Genomic DNA, 14,939 nt, shown 5'->3' on the forward strand with positions numbered 1-14,939 from the left:
CGGTTTTTTTGAAGCGTTTCACAAGTCGGCCAAAATGACAATTTTGTACACCCCGCTGTCGCGGCGGCAATGGATCGGCGGGTCCGTGGCGTTGTCAACCACGCTTCTTTCCGGATGCCTTGCGGCTCGGAATCGTTCCGAGCCCGAGTCGGTTTGGGGGCGATACGGATTCAGCGATGGGCGATTTATCAAGCCGCGCGCCATGGCAATCGACGCGGACGATCATTTGTTTATTGTCGATACCACCGGCCGGATCCAAGTGTTTGATGGCGACGGAAACTTCTTGAGGAATTGGAAGACGCCACAGACCGAAAACGGGCGGCCCACGGGGATGACGATTCGTCGAGCCGCCGACGGTCGGCCGGACCGTTTGCTCGTTGCCGACACGCATTACTACCGAATGCTGAGCTATTCGCTTGATGGTGCTTTGCACGAAGGCGAACAAATTGGTGGAACGCCTGGATTCGCAGCGGGCCAGTTCGCATTTGTGACCGATGTGGTTTGTGACGCTCGTGGCTGCTTTTACATCGGTGAATACGGCGACTCCGACCGGATCCAAAAGTTTGACCCCGACGGAGCCTTTTTGGCGCAATGGGGGAGCTCTGGAAGCGAGCCGGAACAATTTGTCCGCCCGCAAAGCTTGGCGATTCAGGGTGATATCATCTGGGTGGCCGACGCCGGCAACCACCGAATTCAGCGGTTTGACATTTCCAAGCAGACCCCCGAATTGATTGACGTGATTGGCCGTGAAGGGAGCGGGCGTGGTGAGTTCCACTATCCGTACGACTTGGCCTTTGCGGCTGACGGAACAATCATCGTTTGCGAATACGGCAACCAGCGGCTCCAGCGACTCAGTGCCGACGGCAAATGGATCGCTTTTTGGGGAGGACCCGGTTTTCAACCCGGCCAGCTTTACGATCCATGGGCAGTCGTCGTCGATTCGCGTGACCGCATCCATGTGCTCGACAGCAACAACCATCGTGTGCAGCGATTGATGATGTTTGGTTAGACCTGCGCTGGGGTGGCGACCGCCGACGTTTCCGGTGCGATTTCAGGCTCATCCGGCGGAAGCGTGCGCAGGAGGTTTTCGAGGCATCTCTCCGGTGTCCCATCATTGCTGGCAGGAGCTATTTTCACTGGTTATCGTGCAGTTTCCGGGAGAAACGGAGTGGAGCTCTGCAGAGGTGCAACTTGACAAGGGATATCCCGGTCGATGGTGCGCCAAGGGTGCTACCGGTTCCCGGCGGACGACCGTCCGTCGGGGACTCTTTTCTAAGACATCATTGGACACCGGAGCCATACCTCCAAAAAACCTCGAGTCTGGGTTCCGCGCGCTTCCGTCGGATGAGCCCGATTGGCTCATCCGGCGGAAGCGTGCGCAGGAGGTTTTCGAGGCATCTCTCCGGTGTCCCATCATTGCTGGCAGGAGCTATTTTCACTTGTTATAGTGCAGTTGCCGGGAGAAACGGAGTCGAGCTCTGCAGAGGTGCAACTTGACAAGGGATATCCCGGTCGACGGTGCGCCAAGGGTGCTACCGGTTCCAGGCGGACGACCGTCCGTCGGGCACTCTTTTCTAAGAGATCATTGGACACCGGAGCCATACCTCCAAAAAACCTCGAGCCTGGGTTCCGCGCGCTTCCGTCGGATGAGCCTTTTGTTATGCGTGTCTTTGTTACTGGCGGTACCGGTTTACTCGGCAACGCGATTCTGCGCCAACTTGAACAGGCGGGGCATCACACCCTCACGATCGTGCGCAGCAAGGTCGACAAGGGCGTCTTCGATGGCCTCGCTACAGAGCGAATCAACGGTGACTTGTTTGATGCCGATGGGATCGAGCGAGCGGTTTCCGTGGCCGATGCCGTGATCCATGCTGCAGGCATCATCCATCTCGGATGGACTCGGATGGATGAATCGATGCGCGTCAATCGCGACGGTACGCGAAAGATCGTCGAGGCCTGTTTAGCGCATGACAGAAAGATGGTTCATGTCGGAACGGTTGATGCGGTTGCGATTGGTTCGCGGGACCAGCCGTCCGACGAAACAACCCCCATCACTCGAGCAACTCAGCAGGTGCCCTGTAGCTACGTCGTCAGCAAACGTGCCGGTGTCGACGAAGTGGCTAAAGGGGTTCAGCGCGGCTTGCGGGCGGCGATTGTGCACCCTGGGTTCATGCTTGGGCCATGGGATTGGAAACCAAGTAGCGGGCGGATGATCGTTGAGGTGAGCCGCGTTTGGCGACCCTTTGCACCGCGAGGCGGTTGTTGTGCTTGTGATGTTCGTGATGTCGCGGCGGGAACGATTGCGGCAATCGAACGAGGTGGCGACAACGGACGCGCGTTCATTCTCGGCGGTCATAACGTCACCTATTTCGAACTTTGGAAACAAATGGCCGAGCGGATGGGACGACGCGGTCCGGTCATACGGACGGGGCCAGCGGCGCTTTGGGTTGCAGGAAAAGCGGGTGACTTGTGGACTCGATGGAGTCAGGTCGAAAGGGACCTGAACAGCGCGGGCGTCCGGATGAGTAGCATGTTCCATTTTCACAGCAGTAACCGCGCGATCGCGGAACTTGGATACACCGTCCGCGATCTAAGTATCACGTTGGATGATGCTGCCGACTGGATTCGAAAGCATCACATGCCCAAATGATGGTGCCGCGACGGCTCAACCCCCGTTGCTAGCATTTTCTCGGGTCTGGTCTCGGATTGCCACGGGATCGTCATTTGGGGGGGCGTCCAAGCGATAGAGGCAGCGGTTTTGTGAAACTTTCTATGGTGCTTTGTTTCCCTTTATCGAGTTTCTCGGTTGAAGAATTGCGAGAGTTTCACGCGCCGTTCGGGACATAGCCCGCCGAACGGGTGGTGGGGGGCAAGAATTGCGAATTGACAGAACGTGGTGGAGGCGATCAACCTGTTGGGATCAATTCAACATGACGGTTGCGTTCGCGGATGGATGCACACGGGGATCGCCACAACAGCGTGCGGCGATCGGTATGTTTGACTCGATGTGAGAACAAGGGATGACCCGAGCGAAGCTCGATCTGATCAGAAAAATGACACCGGCGATTTTGCCGAGCGTGTTGTCGTGCGATTTTGGCGATATGAAATCCGAGCTGGCGCGATTGACCAGCGCGGGTGCTCGGGCTCTCCACGTCGATGTGATGGATGGTCATTTCGTCCCCAATTTAACCTTCGGCATGCCGATCGTTGCGGGGTTGCGCCGGCACACCGAGTTGCCTCTGGACGTTCACTTGATGATTAGCGACCCCCTGCGCTATGCGCCAGCGATGGTTGACGCGGGGGCGGATCTGTTGACGTTCCACGTCGAGGCGGTCGAGGATGCGACGTACACCGCAAAGGAATTTCGGAAATTGGGGGTGGGTGTCGGTGTGGCACTTGACCCTGAGACGCCGTTGTCGGATCTGGATGGCTGTTTGTCCTTTGTTGACATGGTTTTGGTGATGAGTGTGAAAGCGGGTTTCGGTGGCCAGCCATTTGATTCGGTGTCGTTAGACAAATTGACGTTGCTGCGCGACAACCATCCTGGACTGTTGCTGCAGATCGACGGTGGCATCAATGCCGAAACGATTGGTCCGGCGCGACAGGCCGGTTGCGATTTGTTCGTCGTGGGTTCGGCGCTTATCGGTCGAGACGATTATTCCGCTGCATTGGGTGAACTCGATCAAGCCGTTCGGTCGGCGGATGCAACTCCACAAGCGAGGGTCAAGTGATGTTACGCATGCCTGTGATGTCGCGTGTGCTGGTGATTCGTCCCGGTGCGACCCCTTTTGATGATGAACAGCGAATCAAGGGTTCGTTGGACATGCCGATGAGCGATCGAGGTCGTGTGCAAGTTGACATCATGGCGGCCGAGTTAGCCGATTTTCGACTGAAAACCATCTTCGTCGCTCCCTGCGAATCGGCTCGCGAAACGGCCGAGCGGTTGGCAAAGGGGCGCGATGTGCGAATCAAGGTGATCGATGCGTTTAAGAACATCGACCACGGATTGTGGCATGGAAAGCTGATCGAAGAGATGCGCAAGAACCAGCCACGCGTTTACCGGACCGGTCAAGAATCGCCTGACGATCTGTGTCCTCCAGGAGGCGAGTCGATTCGGGATGCTCGACTTCGGGTGCTCAAATCGGTCCGAAAGGTTGCCAAGAAAAGCCGCGATGAGGTGGTGGCCATTGTCGCCCCCGAACCGATTGCGTCGATCATTCAAAGTGCACTGCAGCGTGAACCTATGTGCAGCTTGTGGGAGTCGGAAACCGATACCGGGAAATGGGACCTGGTCGAGTCGGAGTTGTGGTAGCGAAGAACGCTGGCACCGGGCTCTCTGGCACTTGACGGCAGATCCACTCAGGCATTCGGTTGATGCCCGGTCCACCGAATCGGCTTGATTGCTACCTTTTCATCGTTTTTTTGGGTTCGCTGGTCCTTCCGCTGGAATTCCAGTGTGTGTGGTGTGGCCGAGACAAATAGAATGGAGCGTAGGTTGCTGGGTACAAATTGTCGCACCCTCGCGTTCTATTTCTAGCAGCATTGTCTGCTTCGCCCACTGCGACTTGTCTGAATCGCCCTCGGAATTTTGTCGAGATCCATGCTTATGAGCCTCGCGCTGCGCATTTACCTGCTCGTATGCAGCTCCTTCATCGTTTTGGAGGGGGCGCAGGGGGTGCTCGCAGTCGACGCGGTTCCCGAGCAGGTGGCGAGGATCAACGATGCGATCGAGCAGGGATGGCGCGACTACGAGATTCGTCCTGCCGCAGAGGTGGATGATGCGCTTTGGTGTCGACGCGTCTATTTGGACATCCTTGGCCGCATCCCGACGCTCGATGAAATGGAAGCGTTCCTGGACACGCGTGGCGCGCAGAAGCGTGGCAAGTTAGTGGAGAGGTTGCTCTATGAGGACCGCTATACCGAAGAATACGCGGGTCATTGGGGAACGATCTGGACCAACATTCTGATCGGTCGCAGCGGCGGTACGGATCGTCGATCGCTGACCAGTCGTGATGGCATGCAAAAGTACTTGCGGGATTCGTTTGCGATCAACAAGCCCTACAACCAAATGGTTTTTGAGTTGGTGACGGCGGAGGGAGCCACCGAGCCGGGAACAAGCAACTTCAACGGAGCGGTTAATTTTTTGGCCGACAAGGTGAATGATGAGAAAGCGGTATTGGCGACGAGCAGTACGTCGCGGATTTTCTTAGGTCAACAAGTCCAATGCACTCAATGTCACAACCACCCCTTCAACCAATGGAAACAGCAGAAGTTTTGGGAGTTCAATTCGTTCTTTCGGCAGACCCGATCGCTACGGCGGTTTGTCGATGGGACTCGCGACATCGACCACGCCGAATTGGTCAACGAGGATTTTGCGGGCGAGGCTGATGATCCGGCCGATGCGTTGGTGTTTTATGAGCTACGCAACGGGCTGACGCGAGTGGCTTATCCTGTGTTTACTGATGGCACGGAGATTGGCAAGAGTGGTTACTTGAGCGACAGCAACCGCCGGACGGAGCTGGGGCATTTGATGATGCAAAGCGAGTTCTTGGATAAGATGATCGTCAATCGCATGTGGGCCCATTTTTTGGGGTTGGGGTTCACCAAACCGATCGATGACCTTGGCCCGCACAACCCTGCGTCCCATCCGGACCTGTTGGAGGATCTCGGCCTCGAGCTGCGCAAACATAGTTACGATTTGAAGCAATTGATCACGTGGATCACTCTCAGTCGGCCCTACCAATTGTCGGCGGTGCTCAGTGAAGCGAACGAGATTGATGATCCATCGATGGGGGAGATGCCAAAGTTCTCGAGGTTCTACTTACGACAAATGAGTGCGGAGCAGTTGTATCAATCGTTGGTGACCGCCACGGGTGCGGGGGCGGTGGGCAGCTATGAAGAGCAGCAGCAGCAACGACGAGAATGGATGAAGCAATTTGTCGTTGCATTTGGCACCGATGAGGGGGACGAGGCGACAACGTTTAACGGTTCGATTCCTCAAGCCTTGATGTTGTTCAACGGTGATCTGACAAACAACGCGACAAGCATCAAGACGGGCAGTTTTTTGGATCGGTTGTCCAAGACAGGGCGTTCGCCGCGAGATCGGTTGACGTCGTTGTTTAGGGTCGCGGTGGCTCGGCGGCCGACGCGAAGCGAAGTGAATGTCGCCACGAAGTTGTACAGCGCTCGCAGCAACAATGAAAAAGAGATGCTTCAAGACATCTGGTGGGCGCTCCTCAATAGCAATGAATTCATCATGCAGCATTGACCCAAATGCAACCGTGCTTGTCTCAGCTGACACAAAGGTAAAACCAACATGAACCGTTTCTGGCAAACTCCCTCGGGCATGACGCGTCGTCATTTCATGAGTCACTTGGCTGGTTCCTCGGCGGCCTATGCGGCGTCGTTGTCGATGGGATCATCGATTTACGCCCACGCGGAGGAACTCAAAAAGAAGCGTCGTTCGGCGATCATGCTGTGGATGGGGGGCGGACCCGCAACGATCGATTTATGGGATTTGAAGCCAGGGGCTCCGACGGGGGGGCCGTTTCAGCCGATCTCGACGACCGGCGGGATGCAGATCTGTGAACACTTGCCTTTGATGGCCCAGCAGATGAAGCACATGTCGGTTGTTCGCAGCATGTCGACTCGTGAGGCCGACCATAACCGCGGTCGCTATTACATGCACACCGGCTTCGTCCCCAACCCTAACATTGAGCACCCCAGCTACGGGGCGGTGATCTCGCACGAATTGACCAGCCAGAGACCCGAGCTTCAGATCCCGCCATTCGTTTCGATCGGTGGCGCTAGCACGGGCCCAGGCTTCTTGGGGATGGCTTGGGCGCCCTTTTCGGTCACCAGCAACGGGCGGATTCGGAACTTGGAGATGAACCTGGACGATTCTCGTTTGCTGCAACGGATGGCCGCGCTGAACCTGATCGAACAGGGGTTTACCAGCAGGACGCGGGATTTGCCGGCGGCGGAGCATGCCAAAGTGCTGCGGAAAACGTTTGATTTGATGACCAGTGACCAGATGAAGGCATTCAAGGTGGATGAGGAGCCGGACGAGGTCAAGGAACGCTATGGAACCGGCGGATTCGGACAGGGGTGCTTGTTGGCCCGCCGATTGGTGGAAGCGGGAGTGCCGTTCATCGAGGTCGACCTCGGTGGGTGGGACAACCACGCCGGAATCCACGCAACGCTGAGAGATAACAAGCTGCCGATTTTGGACAAAGCGATGAGCGCATTGATCGAAGATCTGGACCAACGTGGTTTGTTGCAGGATACTGTGGTAATCTGGATGGGGGAGTTTGGTCGGACCCCCAACATCAACGCCCAAGCGGGACGCGATCATTTTGCTCGCGCTTGGTCTTGCGTTGTCGGCGGAGCAGACATCAAGGGCGGTTTGGCGGTCGGTGAAACGAGCCGTGACGGGTCGGCAGTCGAAACCGAGCCGTTCAGTAGTGAGGACTTGATGACCACCGTGATCAAGGGGCTTGGGATTTCGACCGAAACGACGTTCACCAGTAAGAACGGCCGGCCGATGAAAATTGCCGGCGGTGGGAAGATCATTCGGGAATTGGTCGGCTAGCAGGTTTCCTCACCTTCTTGCCCAGCCATGAAGCCAGTGGGTTGTTTGTGTCGAAATCGCATGGATCGGATCGCGACTTGGTAGCCCAGCCGGTGAGGGTTCCCGGTTCTGGTTTGGGGGGGGCAGCGGATCGAGAAGGTGGGGCCGGCGCTGGTCGTGCTCCCTCCGATCAAGCTGCCGCAGAGGCGACGGAACCGAATGCCGCTCTGCTGCGTCGAAATGACGCAGAACACACGGCCGAGGAGTTGATTCGCCGCCACCAGCGAGGGGTTTGGCGATACCTGCGTATGCTTGGGTGCGACGCATCGACGGCGGATGATTTGACTCAAGAGACATTCCTCAGGGTGCTCCGCCGCGATAATTTTATTGAGCACAACGATGCGGCCACGTCGGGCTATTTGCGCCGGACTGCCCATAATTTGCTGGTTTCCCGGCATCGAAAGCTGGGCCGAATGCACTCGGTTCCCGACTTGTCTGACGCGGATTATGTTTGGGACCGCTGGGCTGGCAAAGACCTCAACGGTGACGTCGCGGTCGATTCGCTTCGATTTTGCTTGGAATTGTTGACCGAGCGAGCACAATTGGCACTACGAATGCGTTATCAAAATGAGTCGAGCCGGATTGAGATTGCCAATGCGCTGGAAATTACAGATCACGGGGCACGAAATCTGATGCAGCGGGCGAAGCAGCAGCTTCGCGAGTGTGTCGAGCAAAGATTGCAAGACGAGAAAGACGTACCATGAAACCAGACAAAAACCCTATCGACGAACAAGCGCTCGAGGCGTTTCTCTCGGAAATCCATGGCAAAGTCCCCCCCGATTTGTCTCGCCAGATCTTGACCCGGTGGCATCACGAGTCGCCATCTCAGCGCGACCCCGTTGCGTCTCAACCGCCACTTTCGGACGCGAACCCCCTCGGTGGTGCTCATGTGGCGGTCAAGGGGCGACGACGACGTCGAAGTGATTGGCGAACTTTGGTCGTCGGTCTCGCCGGGGCAGCCGCGGTTGCCGCATCGGTCATGGCGTTGATCTGGCTAGCCCGTGACCTTCCAGGCAACCTCAATCGGATTGCGGTTCTGTTTCGCGGTGATGAGGAGCTTCGTGAGGAAGGCTTCGCCCCCCCGCTAGTGGTTGAAGGGGGGGATGGAACAGGAACGCTGGCCGATCACTCGTCCAGCGCAGCGGGTGTGCAGGTGGCAAGCGATCTGGCCGAGCCAAGCGATCTGGCCCAGTCGAGCGATCTGGCCCAGTCGAGCGATCTGGCCCAGTCGAGCGATCTGGCCCAGTCGAGCGATCTGGCCCAGTCGAGCGATCTGGCCCAGTCGAGCGATCTGGCCGAGCAAGCGTTGGCCGTGGTGGATGCGGTTGCGGAGGGAGCGGCGACGGAGATGACCCCCGAGCCTGCCGGTGGCATGCCGCTTGTTCAAGAGGGCCTCGTTCATGAGGGGAATGCCCAACCCGATCTCGAACGACTTCACGGCATCAGCGAACCCTCGCCAGATCGGGTACGCGACGATTCACGACAAAGCGTCGATCGGTCTCGATCGGTTGGCTCGCAACGAGCAGCTTCGCCGATCATGTTGGTCTCCTCGCGAGTCGATACGGATTTGCGGCGTTACTGGGCGTCGGTGGGTGTCGAGCCGACAGCTCCGGCGAGTCTGCGTGAAACGTCGCAGCGATTGTCGGAGGTGTTGGCAATGGATGTTCCCGAATTGGCACTTGGGTCTGCGAAAGCCTTTGAGTCTTTTTTGGCCAATCCGATCACGGCCCGCGAGGTGTCGCGGCGATACTTGACCGTGGTGACCGAAGGTGGATTTGATAAACTGAGCCCGCCGGAACAACTTCGATTGATCGATGGCTTGTCGCGATGTTTTGGTTCTGCCGGTTCGTTTGACGCGTTGATGGCCGATTGGGTTGGCGGTCAGAGCGATCGTTCGTTGGCATGGTACCGTGCCAATGGTCGGGGCGGGAATCACGACATGGCTCGCCGTTTAGCGTCGGTGACCATGAATGTCGACACGCGTTGTATTCGGTGCCATGATTCTTTGCTTGAACGCCAGGGAAAGCAGGACGATTATTGGTCCTTCTCGGGACTCATCGATCGTAGTATCACGCGAGGGAAAGGTCGATCGATTCAGTCGGTGTCGGCGGAGCCGGTGTCGGACAAGCCGGTCTTTTACGATTCCTTCGATCGACGGCGACGGATAGCATCGGTGGGTGTTCCCGCAGCATGGCTAGACGGCCCGCAAGCGGAACCTGCACAAGTCGCTGCCGCGACCAATGTCCGTCAATGGGGATTGCAGTTGGTCGATTCCCCTGCACTTGCCCGAGGCACGGTGAATTCCATCTGGCGGATGGTGCATGGTCGAGCCCTGTTTGGGTCGGTTGCTGACCTGTCCACGGCGCCGCAAACCGACGAGCTGTTGGTTTTGCAGCGGCAGTTGGTTGAGGACTTGATCGCCTCGGACTTCGATATCGGGCGAACCTTGTCGCTCATCGTCACGTCGCCGTCGGCCGGGTTGACGGTGCCGCAGGTGCTTCAGCGTGAGCTCGTTGCGACGGCACGACAACGAGAGATCGACGCCGCGAACAACTTGATCGATGCGTTCGCGGCGGCTTCGTCGCTACACGCTTCGTTGCCCCTTTCGAAGAAAGTGGCGTTTGCAAGGCGTTCGACCGGAGTGAGTTTGGACTCGGTGGGGCAACAGTCTGACTTGTTGGCCCAAGCCATCGCTGACAATCCTCAGCGGCGTGATTCGTCGCCGCTCGGGCGTCCGACGCGGCCTCTAGCCGTTGAACTGTTTCCGACGACGGCCGAAGAGCCGCCAGTGGCTTGGCTCGATTCGGTGGATTCGATCGACGAGAAAGTTCGACACCTCGCTTATCTGGCGTCCTGGGAAGAGGTCCCCGAGAAGGTCGCCGATACGGTTGACGAAATGCAACAAGCCGAGCTCAACGAGCCGTTGATCTTACATCGCGTGTGGTGGATGATTCATCCGTAACCTGTCTGACGCTCGTTTCCAAATTCGTTATGATCAAGGGCCGGTGCCCACAGCGTGGGGCGTGCATTGGAGTTGGTTTGGACAGAGGCTTGGTAATCTATGGGCATTCGGTTCGCCTGTCACGTCTGTGACAAGAAACTGAATATTAAGCAAGAATTGGCGGGGAAACGTGGAGTTTGCCCAGCCTGTTCGTCGCGTTTTCGCATTCCTGCCCAAGACAGTGCCAAGTCATTGCCCGTCGAGGACCCATCGCCCGTCGAGGACCCGTCGCAGGTCGACCCACCGTACGACAACGCCGGGCAAGGGCTTTCACAGCCGGCCGCCGAGGATCAAGAAGCGAAGCGAGGGAGTCGGGACGCAGCGGAAATGACGGCTGCGGTTTTTGATGGAACGTCGACTTGGTATGTCCGTCCACCGAGCGGTGGGCAGTATGGACCCGCCAGCGAAGAGGTCTTTCAGCAGTGGATTGGCGAGGGACGCGTCGCAGCCACCTCGTTGGTTTGGCGAGACGGTTGGGCGCAGTGGCGCGAGGCCGCCGAGGTTTTGCCTCAAGGGAATGGTCGGTCGCCAGCGGGATCGCGATTGCCCACGGCAGCCGCAGTGCCCCCCGGAGCCGCAGCGCCCCCCGGAGCCGCAGCGCCCCCCGGAGCCGCAGCGCCCCCCGGAGCCGCAGCGTCCCCCGGAAAGAGATCCTCGTTGGGGAACCCCGTCAAGACGCGGCCGAGTGATCGGGTGGAGGCAAGCGTCAACGAAAGCTGGGAGGAGCCGGTTTCTTCGGGCGAGGCTGCTGCTGCAACACTGAGCGGGGATGCAAAGGTTGGATCTCGGCGGCGAACACGGTCCTTTCGCCGAGTCTGCGGGATTACCGTGTTGTCGATCCTCGCCGTCACACTGGTCGGATTGCTCGTCTGGGTCATGAGCCGCTAACGCTCGATTTTTTCACGGCCCCCATGCCAGCTCATCTCGAGCCCGATACCCGTTGCGCAAGCAATGCACTAAAGTACGTTTGTGAAGCATCTTTTCTGGTTCTGGAGTCCCAATATGGCCATTCGCTCGATCAAATCCTGGTTGCTCGCTTTTTCCGTCGCACTCGGCGGCTGTCTCCTCTTCGCAGCTGCGGCCTTTGCTGAGGATGCTTCCGCCGCAAAGCCGACCAAGGTAAGCGTTTTTGGCGAAGCCGAAATCATCGTTCCAGCGGAGTTTAAGTCCACGCCTGCCAAATCACGCATCATCGAGCACGAGTTTGCGGTCAAGCCAAACCGCGACGTTGCCGATTCGGACGAATCCTTAACGGCTCGGCTGACCTTTATGGCAGCGGGTGGGGATGTCGACGCCAATCTCGAGCGTTGGAAGGGGCAATTTTCCGGCGGCGCTGCCGAAGACCAAAAGGTCGAGGCAATGAATCTCGGCAAGTGGCAGGTGCATGTGGCGGAATTGAGCGGCCAGTTTCAAGAACGCATGGGGGGTGGGCCGTTCTCGGGTGGCAAGGTGGTTGAGCGAACAAACCATGCGATGCTCGGAGCCATTGTCGTCCATCCCGACGGAAAAAAGTACTTTGTCAAAATGGTTGGCCCAGCGGAAACGATCAAGCAAAATCGTGATGCCTTCATCGCGATGATCAAGAGTATCCACAAGTAGTTTTGCAAGCCTGTTCAATTTCTTTGTCAGCGCGGGATGAAGAAAGGGTTCGCTCCCTTTGAAGCAAACGCATGAATATCCAAAGCTTTCTCGAACACCATGGAATCCTTCGCAACCCCTTTGCCGAGGAAGACGCTCAGACCGATCCGGTATTTAAAGAGCATTGTATCCGCAACGCTTACCATCCGATTTGGGACAAGGTCTACGGAGACCCGAGCGAGCCGTCGACATCAATCATTTTTGGGCCCAAAGGGTCGGGTAAAACCGCCATGCGGTTGCAGATTGATCGCCATTTGACTCAATACAACCGCGATCACGTCGATGACCGCGTCTATGTGATCCACTACGACGATTTCAACCCCTTCTTGGACCATTTTAGCGAGCGATTGCCACGCCGGATTAGCAAGAAGCCCGAGAAAGTTCTGGATGCCTGGCGGTTGTGGGATCACGTGGATTCGATTCTTTGTATCGGCGTCACCGACTTGGTCGATCGGATTTTGCAAACGGATTCGAAGGGCAAGAAGGATCGGCTCGAGGACGCATCGGTGCGATTCCTCGATCGAACCGCCGCGCGTGATCTGTTGCTGCTGGCGGCCTGCTACGACCAATCGACCGATTCGACCTTTTCGTCGCGATGGGACTCATTACGAAAACAATTGCACTTCAACAATTGGGTCACCAAGGTACCGCTCTTCGCGGCGATCGGTTGGTCGGTGCTGAGTGTGCTGTTCGTCGGCTGGATTTTTTCGCGGCCTGTGGCGGAAGGCGAGACTCGCAGTTTGGCGCTGTTGTGGCTGTTGCCGATTCTGCTGTTGATCGGATGGGCACCCTATTTGCTTCGTCTGGTCAAGTGTCAATTCGCGGCGATCGGGATTCACAAGCATATGCGAGTGGGAAAGCGTGAAACCAGCTCGATGCGACGGACGCTGCAGGAAATCCCGCCGTCGGAGTTGGCGAGCCAACCGTTGCCGCGATATGACCGAACGGATGACCGCTACGAGTTATTGAACAAGTTCCAAGGGATTCTGCGTCGGCTCGGCTATGCGGGCATCATCGTGTTGATGGATCGGGTCGACGAGCCACATATGACCGGTGGCAAGCCCGAGCGAATGCAGAAATTTGTTTGGCCACTGCTCGATAACAAACTGTTGAAGCATCCTGGGATGGGATTCAAAATGATGCTTCCGCAGGAGTTGCATCGTGAAATCGAGCGTGAAACGCGGGAATTCCACGAACGAGCTCGTTTGGACAAACAGAATGTGATTCCGGCGTTCCAGTGGACGGGCGAGGCACTTTACGACTTGGCGCGGGCTCGAATGATGGCCTGTGCGTCGGAAGGCCGATCGCCGGAGCCGAAGGATTTGTTTGAGGAGGACGTCAGCTATCAGCGTTTGTTGTCGGCATTCCAGTCGCTGCGGGTCCCTCGACATTTGTTCCGTTTTCTGTACCGAGTGCTCGTTGATCACTGCAACCGATATACTGATTCGCAGCCCGAATTCAAAATCAAGGCCGAAACGTTTGAAACGGTATTGGCGGTCTACAGCCACGACAACGACCCCAGCTTTTTTTAAGTGTCGCGACCTGTTGGGAAGGGTTCCCCGCTTTTGTGAAGGGCTTGGTGAGTTTCACTTCGTCTGCTACATTCCAGGGGAAATTACAGCAAAATTACTTTCAAATTCGTCATAGCCTCACGTTGCAGCCCTTGTGGTCAGCGGCCGGCTGAAAAAAATTCTATTTGGAGAACGAACTAGGTGGGTACGAAGCGAACTGGCAAAGGTCGGCGAAAAATCGGGCGAAAAAAACGACGAATGCGTGCGAAGATTCGCCATCGTAAGAAGTAGGACGCTTGCGGACGTCCCATCGGTTTATTCCCTTTTCTGCGATTGAACCCGATTGGGGGGAGAGCTTGTCTGCTTGCATCTTTTTGAGATGATTGATTCGGATAGCAGACGCGCGTCGTCTCGGGTAAGAATTCGATGATCAAGGACGGAATTGATGCTTTCGGACCAAATTCCCTTTCAATGTTGTGATGATTGGAGTCAGCGAAACCGCTGGCTCAATCAATTAGAAGCGGCCGTTGGAAAAGCAACCCAAGGTCGGTTCCGGGACCTTGTTGTGGGTTGGGAAGATCCGCTGACCATCGTGGAGGCCCGTTCGTCCTGTTATTACGGGGTCCAATTGGCGCTCGCTACCTGTCGTGACTGTTTGGCGACTCGTTTGGAAAGCGAACGGATGCCGGGTCACGCGATTCGCTTGACGACGGTTGTGAAGGGGCACTGGATGGAGTTCTACGTCGTTGACCGCGAACGGTCGCCCCGGCAGCAGAGTGCTACGGCGCCTCGTGGCCCGGGGTTACCTCTGGCCATTTCTCGAACGCCTCGCAACGTTCAATCCAATCGTTGGGTTTCGGAAACCGAAGTGTCGCCCTCGATTTCGGTCCCTCTACATTATTCTTATTAGAGTCGAGGCGATCGCTCGTGACCGATCGCCCGGATGACTCATGAGCTCGTATCAAAAACGCCTTCCTGGCGTTTCCCTGCTTGACTATCAGACGTTTTCGAGAGACCAGCAGGTTGCCTGATGAGGTTGCCGTCTGCGCCGCAATATGTTTTCGGTTCTTCGGGAAATTGGCTCTTCCGCAGAATCTGTGGGTCATCGAACTTGGCCTCGGCACTCGAGCATCGAATGACTTGCCCACAAATTCTGTGG

General features: G+C 57.0%; 12 protein-coding genes. All 12 read left to right on the plus strand.

Features of this window, described 5'->3' with window-relative positions; all coding sequences use genetic code 11:
- Positions 1-34: 34 nt before the first annotated feature.
- Positions 35-1,009, plus strand: a complete 975-nt coding sequence (locus tag Poly41_RS09505) for an NHL repeat-containing protein (protein WP_146525864.1) — start codon at positions 35-37, stop codon at positions 1,007-1,009.
- A gap of 651 nt (positions 1,010-1,660) precedes the next feature.
- Positions 1,661-2,650 (plus strand): NAD-dependent epimerase/dehydratase family protein, encoded by a 990-nt coding sequence (locus tag Poly41_RS09510; protein ID WP_146525866.1) that lies wholly within the window; start codon positions 1,661-1,663, stop codon positions 2,648-2,650.
- Between the two features lie 370 nt (positions 2,651-3,020).
- Positions 3,021-3,731 carry a ribulose-phosphate 3-epimerase gene (gene rpe / locus Poly41_RS09515; RefSeq protein ID WP_146525868.1) on the plus strand — a complete coding sequence of 237 codons (711 nt, stop codon included), beginning with the start codon at positions 3,021-3,023 and terminating at the stop codon, positions 3,729-3,731.
- Positions 3,731-4,312, plus strand: coding sequence for a histidine phosphatase family protein (locus Poly41_RS09520; protein WP_146525870.1), 582 nt, complete (start codon positions 3,731-3,733; stop codon positions 4,310-4,312). Before rpe ends, Poly41_RS09520 begins: the two co-directional genes overlap by 1 nt.
- A 294-nt stretch (positions 4,313-4,606) precedes the next feature.
- A complete protein-coding gene (locus Poly41_RS09525) occupies positions 4,607-6,268 on the plus strand; it encodes a DUF1549 domain-containing protein (RefSeq protein ID WP_146526497.1) in 1,662 nt (553 codons plus the stop codon).
- 48 nt (positions 6,269-6,316) lie between these two features.
- Positions 6,317-7,591, plus strand: a complete 1,275-nt coding sequence (locus tag Poly41_RS09530) for a DUF1501 domain-containing protein (RefSeq protein WP_231615552.1) — start codon at positions 6,317-6,319, stop codon at positions 7,589-7,591.
- Between the two features lie 17 nt (positions 7,592-7,608).
- Positions 7,609-8,334, plus strand: a complete 726-nt coding sequence (locus Poly41_RS09535; protein WP_231615553.1) for a sigma-70 family RNA polymerase sigma factor — start codon at positions 7,609-7,611, stop codon at positions 8,332-8,334.
- The gene (locus Poly41_RS34805; protein ID WP_231615554.1) at positions 8,331-10,592 is read left to right on the plus strand and encodes a hypothetical protein; all 2,262 of its coding nucleotides are present in this window, start codon (positions 8,331-8,333) and stop codon (positions 10,590-10,592) included. Before Poly41_RS09535 ends, Poly41_RS34805 begins: the two co-directional genes overlap by 4 nt.
- 99 nt (positions 10,593-10,691) lie before the next feature.
- The gene (locus tag Poly41_RS09545) at positions 10,692-11,519 is read left to right on the plus strand and encodes a DUF4339 domain-containing protein (protein WP_146525872.1); all 828 of its coding nucleotides are present in this window, start codon (positions 10,692-10,694) and stop codon (positions 11,517-11,519) included.
- Positions 11,520-11,633: 114 nt separating this feature from the next.
- A complete protein-coding gene (locus tag Poly41_RS09550; protein WP_231615555.1) occupies positions 11,634-12,230 on the plus strand; it encodes a hypothetical protein in 597 nt (198 codons plus the stop codon).
- A gap of 71 nt (positions 12,231-12,301) precedes the next feature.
- Positions 12,302-13,801 (plus strand): hypothetical protein, encoded by a 1,500-nt coding sequence (locus tag Poly41_RS09555; protein ID WP_146525874.1) that lies wholly within the window; start codon positions 12,302-12,304, stop codon positions 13,799-13,801.
- Positions 13,802-14,225: 424 nt separating this feature from the next.
- A complete protein-coding gene (locus Poly41_RS09560) occupies positions 14,226-14,690 on the plus strand; it encodes a hypothetical protein (protein ID WP_146525876.1) in 465 nt (154 codons plus the stop codon).
- Positions 14,691-14,939 lie beyond the last annotated feature (249 nt).

It is taken from the genome of Novipirellula artificiosorum (assembly GCF_007860135.1).
Taxonomy (GTDB): domain Bacteria; phylum Planctomycetota; class Planctomycetia; order Pirellulales; family Pirellulaceae; genus Novipirellula_A; species Novipirellula_A artificiosorum.